The sequence below is a fragment of the Anaerococcoides asporogena genome (assembly GCF_029590275.1).
Taxonomy (GTDB): Bacteria; Bacillota; Clostridia; order Clostridiales; family Clostridiaceae; genus JG1575.
This window is the reverse complement of sequence record NZ_CP120965.1, coordinates 1,724,372-1,745,388: the sequence shown is the minus strand read 5'-3', so window position 1 is coordinate 1,745,388 and position 21,017 is coordinate 1,724,372. Positions and strand designations below refer to the sequence as shown.

General features: G+C 33.1%; 17 protein-coding genes and 2 pseudogenes. 2 read left to right on the top strand and 17 right to left on the bottom strand.

The genetic code is table 11. The features are described 5' to 3' along the window. Nucleotides 1-98 precede the first annotated feature (98 nt). Nucleotides 99-974: a Mu transposase domain-containing protein gene (locus P6M73_RS08205; protein WP_277855621.1), complete on the top strand. Its 876-nt coding sequence runs from the start codon at nt 99-101 to the stop codon at nt 972-974. Next, nucleotides 971-1,747 (top strand): annotated as a pseudogene (locus P6M73_RS08200) (ATP-binding protein). Before P6M73_RS08205 ends, P6M73_RS08200 begins: the two are co-directional and overlap by 4 nt. Nucleotides 1,748-1,866: 119 nt before the next feature. Here the strand turns inward: P6M73_RS08200 and galE are convergent. The 17 genes and pseudogenes from galE to P6M73_RS08115 all read right to left on the bottom strand — a co-directional run. Then, nucleotides 1,867-2,696: pseudogene (gene galE / locus P6M73_RS08195) on the bottom strand (UDP-glucose 4-epimerase GalE); the annotation flags it as partial. 54 nt (nt 2,697-2,750) lie between these two features. Beyond that, nucleotides 2,751-3,830, bottom strand: coding sequence for a dTDP-glucose 4,6-dehydratase (gene rfbB / locus P6M73_RS08190; RefSeq protein WP_277855620.1), 1,080 nt, complete (start codon nt 3,828-3,830; stop codon nt 2,751-2,753). Nucleotides 3,831-3,869: 39 nt separating this feature from the next. After that, complete coding sequence (locus P6M73_RS08185; protein ID WP_277855619.1) at nt 3,870-5,084, bottom strand: glycosyltransferase family 61 protein; 1,215 nt, start codon at nt 5,082-5,084, stop codon at nt 3,870-3,872. A gap of 140 nt (nt 5,085-5,224) precedes the next feature. Beyond that, nucleotides 5,225-6,094, bottom strand: coding sequence for a glucose-1-phosphate thymidylyltransferase RfbA (gene rfbA, locus P6M73_RS08180; RefSeq protein ID WP_277855618.1), 870 nt, complete (start codon nt 6,092-6,094; stop codon nt 5,225-5,227). A gap of 10 nt (nt 6,095-6,104) precedes the next feature. Further along, nucleotides 6,105-7,199 carry a DegT/DnrJ/EryC1/StrS family aminotransferase gene (locus P6M73_RS08175; protein WP_277855617.1) on the bottom strand — a complete coding sequence of 365 codons (1,095 nt, stop codon included), beginning with the start codon at nt 7,197-7,199 and terminating at the stop codon, nt 6,105-6,107. Then, a complete protein-coding gene (locus P6M73_RS08170) occupies nt 7,196-7,720 on the bottom strand; it encodes a GNAT family N-acetyltransferase (protein WP_277855616.1) in 525 nt (174 codons plus the stop codon). Before P6M73_RS08170 ends, P6M73_RS08175 begins: the two co-directional genes overlap by 4 nt. Continuing rightward, nucleotides 7,708-8,661 carry a hypothetical protein gene (locus P6M73_RS08165; RefSeq protein WP_277855747.1) on the bottom strand — a complete coding sequence of 318 codons (954 nt, stop codon included), beginning with the start codon at nt 8,659-8,661 and terminating at the stop codon, nt 7,708-7,710. The genes P6M73_RS08170 and P6M73_RS08165 overlap by 13 nt, the downstream gene beginning before the upstream one ends. An 8-nt stretch (nt 8,662-8,669) precedes the next feature. Continuing rightward, a complete protein-coding gene (locus P6M73_RS08160; RefSeq protein ID WP_277855615.1) occupies nt 8,670-9,866 on the bottom strand; it encodes an ATP-grasp domain-containing protein in 1,197 nt (398 codons plus the stop codon). Nucleotides 9,867-10,025: 159 nt separating this feature from the next. Beyond that, nucleotides 10,026-11,141, bottom strand: coding sequence for a glycosyltransferase family 4 protein (locus tag P6M73_RS08155; protein WP_277855614.1), 1,116 nt, complete (start codon nt 11,139-11,141; stop codon nt 10,026-10,028). A 51-nt stretch (nt 11,142-11,192) separates the two neighbouring features. Next, the gene (locus P6M73_RS08150; RefSeq protein WP_277855613.1) at nt 11,193-12,701 is read right to left on the bottom strand and encodes a lipopolysaccharide biosynthesis protein; all 1,509 of its coding nucleotides are present in this window, start codon (nt 12,699-12,701) and stop codon (nt 11,193-11,195) included. A 9-nt stretch (nt 12,702-12,710) separates the two neighbouring features. After that, nucleotides 12,711-13,682 carry a DUF6625 family protein gene (locus P6M73_RS08145; RefSeq protein ID WP_277855612.1) on the bottom strand — a complete coding sequence of 324 codons (972 nt, stop codon included), beginning with the start codon at nt 13,680-13,682 and terminating at the stop codon, nt 12,711-12,713. Between the two features lie 44 nt (nt 13,683-13,726). Then, a complete protein-coding gene (locus P6M73_RS08140) occupies nt 13,727-15,130 on the bottom strand; it encodes an O-antigen polymerase (RefSeq protein WP_277855611.1) in 1,404 nt (467 codons plus the stop codon). 194 nt (nt 15,131-15,324) lie between these two features. Beyond that, complete coding sequence (locus P6M73_RS08135) at nt 15,325-16,515, bottom strand: glycosyltransferase (RefSeq protein ID WP_277855610.1); 1,191 nt, start codon at nt 16,513-16,515, stop codon at nt 15,325-15,327. 3 nt (nt 16,516-16,518) lie between these two features. Next, nucleotides 16,519-17,643, bottom strand: a complete 1,125-nt coding sequence (gene wecB / locus P6M73_RS08130; RefSeq protein ID WP_277855609.1) for a non-hydrolyzing UDP-N-acetylglucosamine 2-epimerase — start codon at nt 17,641-17,643, stop codon at nt 16,519-16,521. A gap of 3 nt (nt 17,644-17,646) precedes the next feature. After that, a complete protein-coding gene (locus tag P6M73_RS08125) occupies nt 17,647-18,756 on the bottom strand; it encodes a capsular polysaccharide biosynthesis protein CapF (protein WP_277855608.1) in 1,110 nt (369 codons plus the stop codon). Further along, nucleotides 18,756-19,775 (bottom strand): polysaccharide biosynthesis protein, encoded by a 1,020-nt coding sequence (locus P6M73_RS08120; RefSeq protein ID WP_277855607.1) that lies wholly within the window; start codon nt 19,773-19,775, stop codon nt 18,756-18,758. Before P6M73_RS08120 ends, P6M73_RS08125 begins: the two co-directional genes overlap by 1 nt. Next, nucleotides 19,775-21,007 carry a glycosyltransferase family 4 protein gene (locus P6M73_RS08115; RefSeq protein WP_277855606.1) on the bottom strand — a complete coding sequence of 411 codons (1,233 nt, stop codon included), beginning with the start codon at nt 21,005-21,007 and terminating at the stop codon, nt 19,775-19,777. Before P6M73_RS08115 ends, P6M73_RS08120 begins: the two co-directional genes overlap by 1 nt. Nucleotides 21,008-21,017 lie beyond the last annotated feature (10 nt).

Sequence of the window (21,017 nt, the reverse complement as noted above, 5' to 3'; positions counted from 1 at the left end):
CGCTTTTGAAAATCAGCAGCATTGTATTCTTCAGAGCTAACCAGACGTCCTGCCTGAGTTCCTCAAAAGAGGTGAATTTTCGATTCCTAAGTTTAGCGATGACCGCAGTGGCGATATCACCCACTGTGCTTTCAATGCTAGGCTTATCACGTTTATCGGAAATTACCGATAAAAGAGATAAGCCTTCTGCCGAGGGCACGGTCAATGTTATTGAAACCTGGATCATGGCAGCGCTGAGAAATTACAAGTTCTTCTCCTTTGAAGAGCTGAATGCGGCCATCAGGGAGAAGCTGCTTGAGTTCAATGCCAAGACTTTCCAAAAAAAGCAAGGAAGCAGACTTACTGCGTTTGAGGAGGAAGAAAAGGACTTCCTCATGCCGCTGCCTGCTTCACCGTATGAAACGGCTATCTGGTCAAAAGCCACCATACAACCTGATTATCTCATAGCGGTCGGAGATTGCAAATACTCTGTGCCCTATGAGTACATCGGTAAAGAAGTCGAGATTCGCAGCACGGAGAAGACGGTTGAAGTATTCTACCAGAGTCATCGGATCGCTTCCCACATCAAGAAGTCCTATTCTCCTGAACCCATCTATGTCCCAGAGCATATGCCCGAAAAGCACCGAAAGTTCATGATGTACAATGGCGAACATTTTGAAGACTGGGCAAGAAGCGTGGGTAAATCAACGCTGGTCGTCACCAGGCACTTCCTGACCATGCACAGGGTGGAGCAACAGGGCTATAAGCCTTGCGCCTCATTGATGCGTCTTGCTGACCGCTACTCCACGGAACGCGTCGAAAATGCCTGTGAGAGAGCACTGATCTATACGCCCAATCCAAGTTTGAAGATCATCTCAACGATACTAAAGAACGGGCAGGACAGAGTAGAAAGCCACATCCCTGATACTAGTCCAAATCAATCTCGGGGGATCACGCGAGGAGCTTCTTATTTCAAGGGAGGTGACCGCTCATGATCCGTCAGTCCACCATCGATAAGCTGCATGATCTCCGCCTTTCCGCCATGGCAGAAGCCTTTGAAGCTCAATGTAATGACCAGACGTTTGATCCGCTGGCCTTTGAGGATCGTTTCGGCATGCTGGTCGATAAGGAGTGGGACAAACGCAAGAGCACAAAGCTGCAGACCCTGATCCGAACAGCAGATTTCCGCTTTCCCAATGCCTGCATGGAAGATATCGAATATCATCCCGACCGTTGCCTCGACAGAGGCCAGCTGTTACAGCTGTCCACCTGCAAATATATCTACAACAACCACCACATCATCCTGAAAGGAGCTTCCGGCAACGGAAAGACCTACCTTGCTTCTGCTCTGGGGATTGCTGCCTGCAGAAATTTCATCAAGGTTCGTTATATCAGATTGCCGGACCTTCTTAATGAACTGGCAGTAGCTCAAGGTTCGGGCACATTCGAAAAAGTCATCAAAGCCTATCAAAAGGTAGATCTGCTCATCCTGGATGAATTCCTCTTGTCTCCGCTGGGGAGCGATCAAGCAAGAGCACTGCTTGAGATTGTAGAAGCCTGAACAGTTCGGGGTGCTATTATCTTTTGCACTCAGTTCGAACCAGGAGACTGGTATGGCCGGATCGGAAGTGAGAGTGACGCGACTGTATCGGAAGCTATCATCGACCGCATCATCCATAACTCCTATGAGATCATGATTAAGGGTAAGATCTCAATGAGAGAACGTCACGGTATAAAGGCCTCGAACAAGGGAGACTATACACCATAAGTCCACTTGAATAAGAACTAATCAATAAACAGTTGCACTCCTTCCGGAAGCCCTGCACATTTATTCCGGAAGGAGTGCACTAAAATACCGGAAAGATCGCACAATTTAACTGGAATATTCACTTCTGCTGGAATTGGATGGCCGGTTACTTTTCTTGTTGTCTCAATTACTTGTTTCACTGAGTAGCCATTCCCGTTTCCAAGGTTAAAGATATCACTATCATTTTCTTTTCTTAGATACTCGAGCGCTTTATAATGAGCTGAAGCAAGATCCATAACATGAATATAATCTCTTACGCATGTTCCATCTTCAGTTGGATAGTCATCTCCAAACATAAAAATCTTCTCGCGCTTTCCAAGTGGTACCTGAAGAATAAGTGGAATAAGATGTGTCTCTGGTTGATGGTCTTCACCTATTTCACCTGTCTCATAAGCTCCTGCAGCGTTGAAGTATCTCAGCGATACGTACTTGGTACCATAAGCCTGGTCAAACCATTTCATCATTTTTTCCATGGCAAGTTTTGTTTCGCCGTAGGTATTTGTAGGACTTGTCTCTTCTGACTCCATAATTGGTATAGTCTTTGGCTCTCCATATGTAGCTGCAGTTGATGAGAATACAATCTTATTTACACTATTCTCTTTCATCACGTCAAGTAGACAAAGCATCCCATAGACATTATTATAATAATATTCATATGGCTTTTCCATGCTTTCTCCAACTAGAGAGTTGGCTGCAAAGTGAATAACCGCCTCAATATTATGGTTCTTGAAAACTTTGTCCAGTTCACCTTTATCTCTAATATTAATTTTATACAGATGATTCACTTCAATAGAAGTCTCATGGCGCTTTGCATATTATCAATAACGATTATTTCTTCATTTTGTTCCTGAAAATATTTTACTGTATGTGAGCCGATATATCCTGCTCCACCGGTAATTAGTATTGGCATTACTAGAATCCTCCCTTTCATGACTGATATCAGCTATAATATCACACCGATTTATCATTCTTTAGAAACTGCAACATCCTCAATACTAGAATACATTGATTCATAATATTTCATATAGTCACCAGACACGATATTCTTAATCCACTCTGTATTATTTAAATACCATTCAATAGTTTCTCTTATGCCTTGTTCAAAGGTATATGCCGGACTCCACCCCAATTGAGTTGTAATTTTAGTGTTATCAATTGCATATCTTCTATCGTGTCCGGGTCTATCCTTAACATACTTAATTAAATCTTCTGATTTACCTAAGGTTTCAACTATTAATTTAACAATTTCTATATTAGCCTTTTCATTATTTCCACCAATATTGTAAACATCTCCATCTAAACCTTTATGTAGAACTGTATCAATCGCTGAACAGTGATCAGATACATGGAGCCAATCCCTTACTTGCATTCCATCGCCATATACAGGTAAGTCTTTTTCCATAAGACAATTATTTATCATAAGAGGAATTAGTTTCTCTGGGAACTGATATGGTCCGTAGTTATTGCTGCAACGGGTTATATTAACTGGCATTCCAAAGGTTTCATTATATGCTCTAACCACCATATCTGCACTAGCCTTTGAAGCGGAGTAAGGGCTGTTAGGCATTAAAGGCATTGTCTCTACAAACATACCTGTTTTACCTAATGCTCCATAAACTTCATCGGTCGAAACTTGCAAAAATTTAACTCCTTCTTTGTATTCCTTGCAATACTTATCATTAGGATTAATCTTCCAATGTTTCTTTGCTACATCAAGTAATGTCTGAGTACCTATGATATTTGTGGTTAAAAATACCTCTGGCTCTTCAATACTTCTATCAACATGAGATTCTGCAGCAAAATTTACTACATTATCTATGTTGTTTGATGAAAATATCTCTTCAATCTTTTCTCTATCTCTGATATCCGCTTTGATAAATGTGTAGTTGGGGTTATTTGATACTTCTTCCAAGCTTACTAAATTGCCTGCGTAAGTCAATACATCTATATTTATAATTTTGTAGTCAGGGTGCTTTTCTAACATATGCTTTACAAAATTGCTTCCAATAAATCCTGCACCACCTGTAACCAAAATAGTTTTCATAATCTCTTCACCTCTATATCATTTACATTCAATTTATTACTATATTTCATCTAATTCCTTAAGAAATCCCTTTAAATAATCTAAATCTATAATATAATCATTTTCATTTATTAAATCAGCATTCAAGTATTCACTTTCCAAGCCATTTATATATGCTAAAGATGAAACCATATATTTATTTTTCTCTTTTGGAACTATACATATTACTTTAGAATTTTTAGGCATATAAATCAAGTTAGTGAAAGCTGCTCCTTCTGCTCCTGCTAATACACTTACTTCAGAAAACAGCTTTATTTGATTTTCATAATCTAGCTCACCGGGAGAAATAATTTCAAATCCATGTTCACTAAATATTCTCGCAACATCACTTTCGTTTTTCAGATAATTTCTACTGACATCTTTCCTTGAAATAAAAACCTTCCTTTCCTGAAATTCTCTCGCACTGCTTATTTTATTTTTTATTTCTTTATACATCGAATATGGTTTGTCTGCATAATAGTTTCCAGAGTTTTCATAATTACTTGAAACCCTATATATTGGATTCCACGAAACCATAGATGGATATACTAAATTAACGACATTGTACATGACATCTCTTTTTATGGGAATAATTTCTCTTTTATTTTTATTAGCAGCATTAATTAAACTACTATAGTATTCACATGCTCGTTCATCAATTAATAGTGGGTAATCTTTATATTCTTCTACTTGATCTATGTAGTACAATCTTGCTAGCAAATCTATTGTGAAATGATAGTAATTATTGGCAGCATGACCAACTATAGTAATACCTTTTTCAATGGTAGTTCTATCATATATATACGAAATTTCAATACTTAACTTTTTTTTGTCAATTTGTAACACAGAGCCATAATTAAAGTTATAGTTTTTAGAATTTCTTTGAAAGGGAATATCATACAAACAATAATTCTCAGTAATAACGAAGTTATTGCCGCCTATAACACTAGCATTATTTATCTCACAATAATAAATTTCAGGTAATAGCTCTTTTTTAATAAAAGTTTCACTATCATCATTATAGTATTTTGGTATATATGATTCCCTATAGATTTCTTTTTCTAAAACTATATATTTCAGTTTTATTTGATCACAAAAACTTTTGAAAGTTATTAGATTATATTTTTTTTTCTTTCCAAGTAAAGCTTTTTTTGCTTCGTGGAAATTAATATACAACCTAAATGCAATTTGATACGCACTTTTATTTTTAAGTTTTTTCTTTACGAAACTTCTCACGGAACCCTCCTCAATATTTTTGTTTTCTTGAATTCTCGTACGCGCTTCAATTACTTAATTAAGAAACTATACCAAACATTCAAGACCCCTATGCTACTCTACTATACTTGAAACATATTGAATTATCTAATTACACCCTTCTATATTTCTTCCAATAAAGACAGAATGTACTGTCCATAGTCTGTCATCTTGAGACTTTCACCAACTTCTTTGAGTTTATTATCGTCGATAAATCCTCTACGCCATGCAATCTCTTCAAGGCATGCAATATAGAACCCTTGTCTTGATTGAACCGCCTCTACATATTCTGCAGCTTTCAACATTCCTTCTGGCGTACCTGTATCTAACCATGCCATTCCTCTGCCTAAAAGAACAACATTCAAATATCCTTTCTCTAAATATGCATTATTAATTGAAGTAATCTCTATTTCGCCACGGTCTGAAGGTTTTACGTTCTTAGCAATTTCCACAACTTTATTATCATAAAAGTATAAACCTGGTACAGCATAGTTTGATTTTGGATGTTCAGGTTTTTCTTCTATAGAAAATACTTTTCTATTCTCATCAAATTCTACAACACCAAATGATCTAGCATCTTTTACAGGATACCCAAAAATAACTGCACCTTCTTTTGCTGAAATAGCTTTACTTAGTACTTTTGTTAAATCCTGACCATAGAAAACATTGTCACCTAAAATCAAACAAACACTGTCATCACCAATGAAATCTTCTCCTAGAATGAATGCATCCGCTAATCCTCTTGGCTTGTCCTGTATTTTGTATGAAAATTTCAGCCCGAGTGATGATCCGTCACCAAATAATTTCTCATATACTGGTGTGTCTTCTGGAGTCGAAATAACTAATATTTCCCTGATGCCCGCCAACATAAGTACAGAGAGCGGATAATATATCAATGGTTTGTCATAAATCGGCAACAGTTGCTTTGAAACAGCTTGAGTCATCGGATACAGTCTAGTTCCTTTTCCTCCAGCAAGTATAATACCTTTCATATTCGTCCCCCTAACTCTTTATGATTTCACAGATTCTATCCACATCTTTCATATCCAAATCTGCGTACAATGGTAACGTCAGCACACGTTCAGCAACATATTTAGCAACTGGTGTTTTTCCCACATCGTATAGACCTTTATAACACTCAAAGCTATTTGTAAGTGGATAGAAATATTTTCGTGCAACTATATCATTCTCTTTTAATATTTCAAACACTTCATCTCTTGACATTTTATAACCATCAAATACTACTGGAAAATATGCATAGTTGCTTTCTATTCCATCTTGTTCTTGTGATAACTTAATACCAGCTATTCCTTCTAAATTTGCATTGTATCTTTCAACAACTTTTTTGCGCTTAGTGATTTCGTTATTAACATGCCTTAGATTGCAAATACCCATAGCAGCTTGGAATTCGTTCATCTTTGCATTTCCACCTACATACTCAACTGACTCAGGACCAGTAATTCCAAAATTCTTCAAATCATTTAGAACTTGCTTTATTGAAGAATCATTATATGTGACGGCGCCACCTTCTATAGTATTAAAAACCTTTGTGGCATGAAAACTAAACATAGATGCGTCACCAAAGGTTCCTATTCCTTTACCATTTACTTCTACCCCAAAGGTATGAGCTGCATCATAGATAACTTTAAGATTATGTTTCTTAGCAATTCTATCAATGTTTTCTACGTTACAAACATTGCCATAAACATGAACTGGTATAATAGCTGAAGTCTTTTCAGTAATTAAACCTTCAATCTTATCCACATCTATCGTATAGTCATCTAGGTTTATATCACAAAACATAGGAGTTAGACCATTACGAACAATTGCATGGGTTGTCGATGCAAAAGTAAAGGGAGTTGTGATTACCTCTCCAGTTAAACCTAATGCTGCTATTACACCCTCAAGTGCTAAATGCCCATTTGTATATAATGTTATATTTGGAACTTTTAAGTATTCTAACAATTGAAACTCCAATGCTTTATGCTTAGAACCCATATTAGTAAGCCATTTGCTTTCCCATAAATCTTTTATTTCTTCTATATATTCTTCAATATCAGGCATTGAAGATTGAGTTACTTGGATTTGTTTTTTCATTGAACCACCTCTCTGGAAAAATCTTCTTTTAGTATCGCCATAATAACCATATCTACAAAAGTTCCGTTTTTGTAAACTGCTTTACTCTTAACACCTTCTCTTTTAAATCCTACTTTGTCATATAAAGCTATGGCTCTTTGATTGCTTCCTAATACAGATAACTCAACTCGATTTAAATTCATGTCTAAAAATGCATGTTTTAAAATCTCATTTGTAGCGTAATACCCAACGCCTTTTTCTCTATTAGAAGAATCGCCTATCATAATATGAAAAACAGCAGTTTGGTTGAAACGATCTATATTAGTAAGGCTTACTAAGCCTATTATTTGATCTTTGTCATTGAGAATAGAACACCTTATGGCATTACCTCGATTTGACATATAACTGTCGTACCATTTATAATCTACTTCCTTATTGATATATCTAAAAGGAGCACCCAGTTTATCAATAAGTTCTTTACCAGAACGCCATGAATTAATTATTGGCATATCATCTCTTTCAAGCTCTCTTAATCTATACATTGTTCCAGCTCCTTTAATAAAATTTTCATATCCTCTGTCCCATATCTCTGATCACAAGATAATGGTAAGATATTTGCTACATAATAATATTCAATACTGTCTTCACGATTTTCTTTTAATACATTAGGCCATAGAGTAGGAATGTATATTTTCCTTTGAGCTAGTTTTTTTTTGACTTCAATTCCATTCTCAACATAGTATGGATAGGCAAAAGGACCATATGGCGACTTAATGTCTAAAATATTTGTATGCTTTAATCTACCGTGAAGATATTCTAAGTTTCTATTTCTAGACTCTATAATCTTTTCGTAATCAATTGCCCCTAAAATATTTCTTGTAAGCTTTGACATTTTTTTGATAGGTAATTCCTTGAAAGATTCATCATTTTTCTTGAACTCATTATAGAAATCTGATGCTTGTCCTTCATACCTTCCTAAAATATGTTTCATACGAGAACTCGATTCGTCTTTTTCTAGTCTTTCATCCCAAATAACATCGGTGGATAAATAAGCTCCATCCGGTACACCAAAGAATTTTCTGCAGGAATAAATGGTATCTATACCTGGAATAGGTTTCTGAAAGAAAGACTGAGTATTATCTAAAATGATATTATTATATTTATCTTTAAATTTCCTGATTACACTATCAATAATTTGTCCATAGTAATTAACTATATATAAGAATTCATCATTTCTTAATTCTTTGTCAAAAATAGGCAAGAAATCTCTTCCGATATGGTAATACTCATAATCAATCTTATTTCTATTTAACATATCCGACACAGAATTACATAGAAAATATGGTAAATATATTTTTCTTATTTTCTTTGCATTTACTAAATATAATAAGGCATTACGCCCTGTATTAAGTTCAACAAAATTTTCATAATAAGGTTTATCAATCAATTGATCTAATTGAAAATAGCCTCCAATTTCTCTCATCAAATCACCTACTCCACAATTACTTCAATCCATTTTTCAGGATTGGAAACAAATTCCATCTGTTCTTCTTGAGTTTGAAACTTTACAAACAGTATTCCTATAGCTTTATTAGCTGCATCAAAGTACTGGACAGAATCTCCTTTTTTCTTATATATTACTCTCTTAATAATTTTATCTTCAATTCTGTTTTTATATCTAATATCTATAAAAGATCCATTGTTGTCTGTGTGTATGTTATGAGTTGCATAAAAACCAGGATTTACTTCTGCGTCTAAAGTTAAACTATTATTTCCAATTGAAGTTTCTACTGTACCTCCAATCAAATCCACATTGTTTATTATTCTAAGTAAATCAGGAATCATATTTCCACCATTACGTGGACCCATTTCAATTAAAAACACTCTGTCCCTTTCATCAATCATAACTTCAAGGTTAAATCCACCGAACTTTATATTTAATATGTCAACAACTTTTTGTATTTCTTCTTTTACTTTATGTATTCTAGATTCACTTATTAATAGTGGATAACTTTTACCAACAGGAACAAGCGTATTTACTTTTGGATCTCTATGGCAATTAAGTAATCCCCAATATACAACTTTACCATTTAATACAAAACAATCTCCGCCGATCATAAATTCATGGTCTTGTACAATAAACTCTTCAACAATAATATTTTTATCTCTTGAATTATCTAATGCTATTTTATATGCTTCTTCAAAGTCTTCTAGCTTTTCAACCTTGCTCACACCTTTACTTCCTGAGGAATCAATAGGTTTAACCATTACCGGAAATGTAAATTGACTTATTTCATCCTTGGCACTTTCAAGTGATGAAAAACCTTTGGCTTTTGGACATTTAAAGTTATTCTCTCTTAAAAACTGTCTAAACTTGTCCTTAAAAGCTAATATTTCAACAGATTTATATGGGTTTGTTGGAAGTCCAAGTTTTTCCGCAACATAAGCTGCTGTTGGTGCGGCTGGATCAGACGCATATGCTACTATTCCATCTACTTTTTCATTTTTTGCAACTTCCAGTATTGCATCTTTGTCAGTTGTGCTTACACAATAGAACCTTTTAGCATAGTTCTGCCCTGGGTTGTCTGGTAGATAGTCGCATAAAACTGTATAATACCCTTGACTATTTGCATATTCTATTGCGGGAACTTGTTGGGTAGAACCACCAAGTAATAGTATTCTTTTCAAAATTAATCACCTCAATCTAATCTATAAAATTTTTTAATTTCAAATTTTATTATATTTATCAGTTTAATCCATTAGTTAATAGAGATTACTTTTTACGAAACTTCTTTATATAAATTATAAATTCAAAATTGAATAGTAAATAACCTTTCTTTTATAACTTTAGTTCAATAACTTATGCTTCCTAAATGCATCATAATAGGCTTTAGCAGTATAAGAATTTTTCCTATCTTCTACTAATTTTCTACTTAATTTCCCATGTTCAATTAGTTTATCTGGATTTTCAATATATTCCGATACGGCATTTACAAACTCATCAATATTTAGGCTACAGATAAAACAGTTTTCTCCATGGATTGAATGCTTATCAATATGGTTAATTTTAGTACTAATTACAACACCCATGCCTGAAGCTCTCGCTTCTATAATGGTGCCGTTACCGTTTGAATAATTAGCTGGTAAAATCAAAATATCTGATTTTTTATATATCAAATGCATATTATTCCAAGAGTCAATTTTGTCCAAAAAATGTACATTATTTAATTTACTGTTACTGATATAATTTATACAAGCTTCCTTTAAAGGACCATCATTATTCATATATAATTCTATATTAGGATACTTGGCAAGCAACTTCTCAAATACTTCTAATGCAAATAATGGTTGATATCTATCTACTAGCCTATTTGCAAATAAGATTCTGAAAGTATTACCTTGTTTTTTGTACCGTAAGGGATGATTATAGTATTCTTCAATATCTTGAGGATACTTACCTATTTCAACTTTTTCAACTGGAAATCCAATTTCCTCAATAAATTGTTTAGCAGCAACCTCTCCCATTCCAATATACAAATCAGCGCCACTACACATTTTTCTAATTATCTTCATCTTTATTGAGGAGTTTTCATTGCTAGCAATCTCAGTGGATTTATATCTTAAAGGTTCACTCATAAAAGCTACTTTAACTTTTAGTAACTTAGCAATTCTCATTAGCAACCAATGCCATGGCATAAAACCTCCAAACAATATCACATCAGGTTTAAATTTAAATAGCTCATATATGACACCAAAAGATATGTAACCAAGTTTAGGAACCCTGACGGATAATCTCATTATTTTGCACTTATTACCTAATGGTATCTTCCACCATTCAGGTCTTCCTTTTTCTATATACTCATAAAACCAAAACTCAGTATCAAGGAATTCCTGTAATGAATCACAAAGTTTTACTTGGTAAGGTGCCGCCATATTGCTAATAAAAACATATTTTTTTTTCACTATTTAACTCCCTCATAACATAATATCTGATTCTGAACACATTATTTATCATCAATTGTCATTTCGTTTTAATATTAATTTCATTCGTGTAAGTAAATTTCTAGCAGTATCTCTATCAATTATAGAGTTTAATATAACTAAACTAATGCCAAATGTTAAAGATACTTTAAGTGCATAAATTATCCAATCATAGAAACTATCACTAGTTAATCTTGTAAATACGAAACTTAGCAAATACACAGCCACTATATTTAATAATATTTGTATTAAATACTTTCTTACTTTTATAGTTAATAAATTATCATATACATAAAAAACAAATATAGCTGTTCTAACTGTCGCCGTGATAGCTGAAGAGATCAAAACCCCAGTAATACCTAACTTAGACACAAGTAAAACTGATAAAATAAAATTAACTATAGCCTCAATCAGATTTGGAAACTTATTATCATTAAACATACCAGCACTTTCTGATAATGTTTTTGCAGGAGTACGTAACGCTCTTGCAATTCCGCTAATTACAAACATAGATCCTAGAAGCGGTAGTAAATAGTTTACGTTATCAGCATCTTGTACATAAACAGATATAAAAGGTTTAATTAATACTAATGAGCACCCATATGCAAAAAAGGTTATAACTGTATATAAAAACTCAAATGACTTATAACTTTTATTCAAGACTTCAAGATTTCCAGAAGCAATGATACTTCCGAAACCTCCTTGCAATCCAAAAGACATAACTCCAATTAGACTTATTAAGCTACTAAATACAATATTATAAACTGAATATATGCTAGCTTCTGTTAACCCTAGCATAATTGCAATAATTATTACTGGAGTATATGTTATCAATATATCTGGAACTTGATAAATAAAAGCATCCCATCTTTTGCTTATTGCTTTATAATTAGGAGGGACATTCAAATTGATAAAAGTATAATGCTCATTAAAATATCTTTTCATCAGGAATAATCGCAAAATATACGACGATAATAGCGCAATCATTACCCAAATTATCGAAAGTTTTAACTTAATAGCTAATATAGCTAAACAAGTATATAATATAAACCCATAGGTTTGTTGTTTTGATTGTATATTAGCTTGTTGATCCGCTATTAGATAAATTCTATAAGTACTTATATAAATATGTTCAATAATGGAACCCATGCCTGCAATGATGATAATTTTAGTAATTAACCTAGGATCTAAATCCGAATTGGTTAAATTAGGAAAAACAATTGCCATTATTAATATAAAAAAAGCAAATATATATCCTGAACTCTTGTATGTCCTTTTTGTTGCTGATAATATACCATTTATTTTGCTTATTTCATTATTATAAATTGGTTCATATAAGGCTACTGATGAAGCTGCTCCTAATCCAATTACTAAAATACTGCCGTAGTTAACCATTTGCTTAATTGTACTTACAAGCCCATTAATTTCAGATCCATACGTCTTGATTAATAATCTTGGTAGAATTAACCCACTAATTATTAAAACAATCTGATTAATAATACTTGATCGAACATTTATAAATGCCTTTTTTGTTCTCGACATTGCATACACCTAATTCCTTCGAGTTATTCTTCGTAGAAGTTTCTTTTTTAAGTTCTTAAATCTTAATTCTATAAAATGCCAGTAGAATATTTTATGTTTACACATCTTTTTAAGAAAATTATTGTTTATTTCAAACCATTCTTCATATCTATTAGGAAACATGATAAACTTATCAACATTAGAAAAATCTTCAATGTTTAAATTCATTTTTCTTTTTTGAAAATGAACATACATCGATTCTGTAACTTCAATTCTATCACCATCTAATACATTTTTATAAAGTTTACCCTTATTAAATATATATGCAGCAGGTCTTTTGATAAATTCTTTGCTCTCTTCAACATCTCTGTATGATACAAAGTTTGAGTACTGAATGCAGATGTCATCAAAAAATATCTCATTATAACACTTTTTATTTTTAATTTTCACCAATTTATTCATTCCTCCCCATTTTAAAGAACCACCGCCTTCATCAAAAGCATAAGAATAATCGCTTGTAAATACAGTTTTATAGTCAATACCATTACATTTACCAAGGGTCCTGTACCATGAATTCACATTACTATTATTTCTGTATAAAGTACAATGTCCTCGGGCAAATATTCTATCGTAGTTGTCTAATACCTCTGGAGTAATAAATACAGAAAGATCACCCCAAATTAGATCGATATCACAATGACCCCAAAAATCATATTCCTTTATGTATTCTTGAAATAAATCTCCATATGCTGGTTTATAATCACACAGTTTATATGGACTATTTAAGCAAATTTCAAAACTGAATTTATTCTGAAGTAATTCTTTTATTTGTTCAAAAGTTTTATAAATAACATGAACATTTGCTGGATAATTATATTGAGTCTGATCATCAGTAAATATAATCCAGTTAAAATTCCTATTATATGAGCATGATATAAGCCAAAGTTCAAATTCCTTTGGTAATTTTCCAAAATACGGAATTATAAATGCAATTTTATGCATTATCCTTACCTCCTTATAGTTAAGTTATATCAAAGTATTTTAAGCTAATTACTAACAGATACACGAGTTATTTTTTTTATTACAACAATTGGCAAAAGTAAAAACAATACAAAATATAAGTTACTTGGCAAGTAACCTCTAATTAATAACTGTAGATTTGCAGGTAAAAACAAAGAATATATCATTATATTCATTATGTCATTTTTTCTATCCAAAAATTTATTTTTAAAGTAGTATGCAATACGTCCATAGATAAACATAAAAAATACTACACCGAGTATACCGAAAGAATAGTAGAATTCTCCTAAATTTGGATATGCTTGTCCTGCTGCTGCTGCATACTCAGAAATACCAACCCTCATAGCTTCAATTCCAGTAGCTCCAGGTTTTCCTGGCCAAATACCTCTAGGAATTAACATTACTAGTGTATAGATTAACATTTGATCAAAATACATATAAGGTACTTGATTAGGAACTGCTTTTATTACACCATAATAAGTTTTATAAATTCTAAAGTTGTAAAATACTGATTCAACAGAATTTTTAAAAGAAAACATATCTAAAGTGGCTCCACTTCCTCGTCTAATGTCACCTCTAACAACTTCAAGCAAACCTATCAATAAAATGGAAATAAATAATCCTATGATGATATATCGTAATTTTACTTTTTTATTATTACTTATTAAATACATAATAATAATTCCAGCCAAGTAAGTTAAAATTATAAATCTAAAACCCATAGTAAAATGCACTGCTAATGTCATCCAAAACATAACTACTTTTAATATCTTAGATTTGCCAATTTTTAAGTATACTAAAGAAAATGGTAATAAACTATAACTAAAAATGTATAAAGAACCTAATGCAATATCTGAAGTTATACTTTTGTCTATATTGCCATAAAATCCCATTCCTAAAATGTACACAATATTAAAACCCATGTTTAGATAAAAATATATCATAGATATTATTAGACATCCAATCCAACCCACCACTGATATTATAATCGCTTCATTATTTTTATATTGATATACTTTGCCAGAATAAATTTTTTCTCCAATAATACTATTAGGTTTATATTTATAGGTAATAAAATAACCAAAAATAAATCCACAGAAACCCAGTAATGCAATTAGTGTGCCTTTTACTCCATATTTAAAAAGATTAACTCCAAACCATAAAATTTTATTATTAAGAATATCATATATAGGAGTTACAATGAACATTAATATATATATTGTTAAAATAAAGACTACGGGGTCAAAAATACTAACTTTATATTTATAAAATAAAAATAACACTACCAAAAGCATCAGATCTAATGTAAATAAATTTACGTAGAAATTAATTAATAAAACTGAATCATTTATACTTAGCGATGAAAATAAGCTTATCGCATTAAATATAATTATTATGAGAAATATTATTAATGGTGTTGATTTTTTCATCTTTCACTGAACCTCTCATATTACTAAAATTTTTTATGCAGTTTTAATGAGTAACCCTCCTATTAAATTTGGGTTGATTTTTCTTACTATATTATGTGTATTAAGATTACAATTGTATTTAAGTACTTCTCTATATATAATACTCTAGAGAAAAATAAATTAATCATGTCGTTAATATTTTTCTTTCCTCTAACCTAGATTAATTTATAGAGCTTAATATATAGATTAATACATTTGTTCTTATCAAATATTTTACTCCTATTTAAGCATTCTTTTCGGATTAGTTTACCACCTTTAATCTTTTGAATATGAGTAAACAATTCTAATGTACTCTTATTTTCAATACTGAACCCGCAGTTCAAACCTATACTTTCAGGGCTACCACCGGTATTAAATGTTATTACTGGAGTTCCACAAGCTAGTGATTCTAAATTAGTCGTAGGAAAATTATCTTCTAAAGTTGGATTGACAAAAACATCTGCAATAGAATAAATGCTAGCTAATTCAGAAACATTATTCGTTCGTGTAATACCAATTATGTTATTAGGTAAACCCTTCTTTTGCTTTTCAGATAACCCTACAAGGATAATTACTTCATCTTCATGTAACATTTTTGCTAATTCAATAAAATACTTTAGGCCCTTTCTTCTATCCCAAATACTTGCAACGCCTAGAATAACAAATTTATTTTCAATATTATTCTTTTTCATAAAATCACTCTCAGTTGGTTTGAAAACATCTAAATCTATTCCATTATTTATTACTTTTACTGGATATTCTTTAAGAAACGATTGTTGTACTAAATTAGCTAACCATTGTGATGGTGTGACGATATTGAGATTTTTTATACCAGTGAAAATTTCTTTTTTCCTTCTATAGTTATCTTTAGAGTTATCATAGATTATACTACTAGGATATGCCTTCTTTTCAGGACAGCCATAACAGCCTCTCTTCCACTTATTACATCCAACGTAATCAAAATAAGCACAATGACCTGTAAAACTCCAACAATCATGAAGAGTCCATACTACAGGCTTATTTGCTTCTTTTAAATAGTCAAATAGAATTTCAACATTTATATAATAACCATGAATGTTATGTAGATGAATAATATCAGGATCAAGTTCTTTAACTTTATCAATAAATTCAATAGTAGCTTTTTTAGATCCAAACCCATGTTTATCAAGTACTCTTGTTTTTGCCACATGAGTGTAATTGTCAATTCTTGTCCCAATTCTTATCGCATTATCACAGTTCTTTGGCAGATCTCTTCCGTATGCGATATAACTCTCATGGCCTTGTTCAATTAAGATATTGTGAATATCTGTAGCAATTCTTCCAGTGCTACCAATTCCACAAACGGAATTAACCTGCAATACTTTCATTATCTATTTCCCCCAAACAACTCTATTCACATAATCTGTGTAAGATAAAATAATTCTTAACACTTTTTCTGACACATTAGGCATACTATAATCTGCAACCAGTCGCAATGTATCTTTTTCTTGAGTCTCTAAAATCTCTAGTCCCTGAAGAATTCTTTCTTTCTTAAGTCCAACCATCATCACTGATGCTTCTTCTATTGCTTCAGGACGTTCATGAGCTTGTCTAATATTAAGAGCTTTAAACCCAAGAATTGATGATTCTTCACTAATTGTCCCACTATCACTTAAAACAGCTTTTGCATACTTTTGAAGTTTCACATAATCATTGAATCCAACCGGCTTCATAGTCTTAACCAATGGATTAAACTCAATTCCTTTTGATTCAATCATCTTTCTAGTTCTTGGGTGGGTACTCACGATCAAAGGCATCTGATATTTATCTGCAATCGTGTTTAAGCTATCTACTAAATCCATGAAATTTTGTTCAGAGCTGATATTCTCTTCTCTATGAGCAGAAACCACAAAGTATTTCTCTGTTTCAAGTCCTAACCTTTGAAGCACATCCGACTTCTCAATATCATCTTTTCTTGAATTAAGAACTTCAAACATCGGGCTACCTGTTTTAATGACTCTATCTGCAGGAAGACCTTCTCTTAAAAGATATTCTCTAGCAATATCACTATAAGTTAAGTTGATATCTGCTGTATGATCAACAATTTTTCTGTTTGTTTCCTCAGGTACTCTCTGATCAAAGCATCTATTTCCTGCCTCCATATGGAATATAGGGATATGTCTTCTCTTTGCTGCAATAGCGCATAAGCAGCTATTTGTATCTCCAAGTACTAGAAATGCATCAGGATTCACTTCTTCAAGGATAGGATCAATCTTTACTAGAATATTCCCTATCGTTTCCACTGCTGTACCAGTAGCAGCATTGAGAAAATAATCTGGCTTCTTTAAGTTAAAGTCATTAAAAAACACTTCATTAAGTTCATAATCATAGTTTTGTCCTGTATGAACAAGAATATGGTCAATTGCTTCAGATTCATCTAATTTATTTATAACAGCTGATAATCTGATTATCTCTGGCCTAGTACCAACGACTGTCATGACTTTTAATTTCTTCATCAGTTATACCTCCAAATAATAAGTATCAGGCTTTTCAGGGTCAAATGGCTCATTGGCCCACATTATGGTAACCATATCTATATCACCAAGATTCTCTATGTTGTGTGTATAACCCGTTGGGATATCAACGACTTCCATTTTTTCACTACTTACGAAATACTCTAACACTTCATCTGAATCTATTTTTCTAAACCGGATAACACCCTTACCACTTACAACTAGAAACTTCTCATTCTTCGTATGATGCCAGTGATTACCTTTTGTAATTCCAGCTTTTGATATATTTACTGAAACTTGACCACGTTCAGGTGTCTTAATGAATTCAGTAAATGATCCTCTCTGATCAACATTCATCTTTAAATCATAACTAAACTGGTCTTCTGGCAAGTAACTTAAATATGTACTGTAAAGCTTCTTTGTAAATGCATCAGACATGTTAGGTACTGACCTATTTTCTCGACTTTTTTTGAATGAATAAATCAAGTTTACTATTTCACCTAGAGTACTGGTGTGTACTACGGGTACTTCACAAAACTCTCCTACTTTATTCTCATTTCCTTCAAGTGAACCAATCAGCTCATTAACTACATCATCTATATAAACAAGGTTCATTCCTACGCTTGGATCATTCACTTTAATAGGTAAGTCCTGAGCAACATTATGACAAAAAGTAGCTACGGCACTGTTATAATTAGGTCTACACCACTTACCAAATACATTTGGAAATCTGTAAACAAGGACTTTAGATCCAGTTTCTTTGCCGTAAGTAAATAAGAGATCTTCTCCTGCCTTTTTACTTTCACCATAAGGATTGTCTAGCTCAGCTTGAATGGAAGACGAAATCATCACTGGGCAGGTGTTGTTATGTTTCTTAAGAGAATCTAATAGAGCGGAGGTGAAACCAAAGTTACCTTCCATAAATTCAGACTGCTCTTTTGGACGGTTAACTCCCGCGAGATGAAACACAAAGTTCGCTTCTTTGCAGTATTCATCAAGTAAAGAAGGATCTGTATCCCTGTCATACTCGAAAATATCATCGTACTTTCTATTTCTCAGCTCTGCTATTAAGTTTTTTCCTATGAAGCCCTTTGCCCCAGTGACTAAAATTTTCATTATCTATCCCAACTTTCCAATTGTTCTCTTACATAATCAAGCTGCAGTAGCTTTTCTTTAATCTGCTCCAAATTGAGTCTTTCTGTATTATGAGAATTGTACTCATCTTCAGATGAAAGTTTTTGATCTCCTTCAACAAAATACTTGTCATAGTTTAGATCTCTCTTATCAGCTGGCACTCTATAGAATCCACCCATGTCTTTTGCTACAACATGCTCTTCTTTCGTTAGAAGTGTTTCATATAGCTTCTCACCGTGACGAGTACCAATTACTTTGATTTCATTATCTGCTATAAAAAGCTCCTTAACTGCTTGAGCTAAGTCCCCTATGGTTGAGGCGGGTGACTTCTGGACCATAATATCGCCAGCTTCAGCATTCTGGAATGCAAACACAACAAGCTCAACAGCTTCTTCAAGACTCATTAGAAACCTTGTCATATTTGGATCAGTTACTGTCAGTGGTTGTCCATTCTTAATCTGATCAATAAACAACGGAATAACAGATCCTCTAGATGCCATTACATTCCCATATCTTGTTCCACAGATAAGCGTTCTGTCAGGATCAACGGTCTTTGCTTTTGCAACGAATACCTTCTCCATCATAGCTTTGGAAATACCCATAGCGTTTATAGGATATGCTGCCTTATCTGTAGAAAGACAAATGACCTTCTTAACGCCCATCTCGATTGCGCCTGTAAGTACATTGTCTGTTCCTAGTACATTGGTTTTAACTGCTTCAAGTGGAAAGAACTCGCATGAAGGTACCTGTTTGAGGGCAGCTGCATGAAAGATATAGTCAACTCCGTGCATTGCATTTTTTACGCTTGAAAGGTCTCTAACATCGCCTATATAAAATTTTAATTTATCGTTTTTGTATAACTTTCTCATATCATCTTGTTTCTTCTCATCACGAGAAAAAATACGGACTTCTTTTATATCTGTATCAAGAAATCTTTTCATAACAGCATTCCCAAAAGATCCTGTCCCACCTGTTATTAGTAAAGTTTTTTCTTTAAACATTATTTATCCTCCAATGCTGCTCTGAGTCCAAAATAAAGATCCATTCGATCTAACAGAGCTTGTTTATCAAAGTTTTCTTCATAATACTTCCTAGCATTATAGCCTAATATCTTAAGTTCTTCTCTGGACTTGCTTGATAGCTTTATAACATTATCAGCTAGTTCTTCTGCATTCCCTGGTCTACCACATAAACCTGAGTCAGATTCTTTGATAATCTTGGCTGTCTCTCCAGCTGCAGATGCAATGTTTGGAATTCCGCAAGCCATATAGGATTGAAGTTTAGCAGGTATAGTCATTGCAAATAAAGGGCTATCCGTCAAACTAAGAAATGCAGCATCACTAGCAGCCATGAACTCTGGTATTCTAGTTGCCGGTTGCTTTGGGATGAAATTAAACATATCATCCAATCCCTTAGCATTGACTATATTTACAAACTCATTCTTATATCTGCCATCTCCAACGATATTAAATCTTATCTGTCTTTCAGATTTAGTCTTTATGATTTCTGCTGCTTTTGGAAGAATATCTAGTCCTTGGGCTGCTCCTATATTCCCTGCAAAAATGATATTGAACGCATCATCTTTAGGTATCTCTGGGATACTCATTTCCTCAATCGGAATATAAAAATCTTCAGCATATTGCGGCCAGTACTCGATTTTATCTAGTGGAACTCCACGATCATTAATAGAGTTAACGAAGCTTTCTGACGTGGTAAATATCCTAGTACAGCCTCTATATATGTAGTCAACCATTTTACCAATGGCACCAATAATTTTCTTATTCTTGATTCCGGTTATTATTTCAACATTTTCGGGCCATAGATCTTGAACATACAAGTAGCAAGGAATCTTCCTCTTCTTTGCATACCAAACACCAGGAAGCGCCTGTGTCATTGGAGAAACTTCAAATATAAATACATAATCCGCTTTAATCTTAGTAAACATCTTCCAGAAGAAACCTGATACCACAAATGACAAATAATTAAAAGCAAGCATGATTGAATTATTTCCTCTCGGAACTAAAGGAATTCTTATGATATCCATACCGTTATAGGTTTCTTTTCTTTTCTTGAATAGTCCATATCCATCATAGTATTTACCTTGAGGGTAGTTTGGAATGCCTGTGACTACGGTTACTTTGTATCCTCTTCTCACCCACTCAGTGCATATATCATTGATACGAAACTGCTCAGGGTAGAAATATTGCGCGATTACTAATATATGTTTTTTCAAGCTCTTATCC

Coding starts and splice junctions, on each gene's coding strand:
- P6M73_RS08205 (WP_277855621.1), top strand. CDS start 99: ATGACCGCAGTGGCGATATCACCCACTGTGCTTTCAATGCTAGGCTTA.
- rfbB (WP_277855620.1), bottom strand. CDS start 3,830: ATGAAAACTATTTTGGTTACAGGTGGTGCAGGATTTATTGGAAGCAAT.
- rfbA (WP_277855618.1), bottom strand. CDS start 6,094: ATGAAAGGTATTATACTTGCTGGAGGAAAAGGAACTAGACTGTATCCG.
- P6M73_RS08175 (WP_277855617.1), bottom strand. CDS start 7,199: ATGAAAAAACAAATCCAAGTAACTCAATCTTCAATGCCTGATATTGAA.
- P6M73_RS08170 (WP_277855616.1), bottom strand. CDS start 7,720: ATGTATAGATTAAGAGAGCTTGAAAGAGATGATATGCCAATAATTAAT.
- P6M73_RS08165 (WP_277855747.1), bottom strand. CDS start 8,661: ATGAGAGAAATTGGAGGCTATTTTCAATTAGATCAATTGATTGATAAA.
- P6M73_RS08150 (WP_277855613.1), bottom strand. CDS start 12,701: ATGTCGAGAACAAAAAAGGCATTTATAAATGTTCGATCAAGTATTATT.
- P6M73_RS08145 (WP_277855612.1), bottom strand. CDS start 13,682: ATGCATAAAATTGCATTTATAATTCCGTATTTTGGAAAATTACCAAAG.
- P6M73_RS08140 (WP_277855611.1), bottom strand. CDS start 15,130: ATGAAAAAATCAACACCATTAATAATATTTCTCATAATAATTATATTT.
- P6M73_RS08135 (WP_277855610.1), bottom strand. CDS start 16,515: ATGAAAGTATTGCAGGTTAATTCCGTTTGTGGAATTGGTAGCACTGGA.
- wecB (WP_277855609.1), bottom strand. CDS start 17,643: ATGAAGAAATTAAAAGTCATGACAGTCGTTGGTACTAGGCCAGAGATA.
- P6M73_RS08125 (WP_277855608.1), bottom strand. CDS start 18,756: ATGAAAATTTTAGTCACTGGGGCAAAGGGCTTCATAGGAAAAAACTTA.
- P6M73_RS08120 (WP_277855607.1), bottom strand. CDS start 19,775: ATGTTTAAAGAAAAAACTTTACTAATAACAGGTGGGACAGGATCTTTT.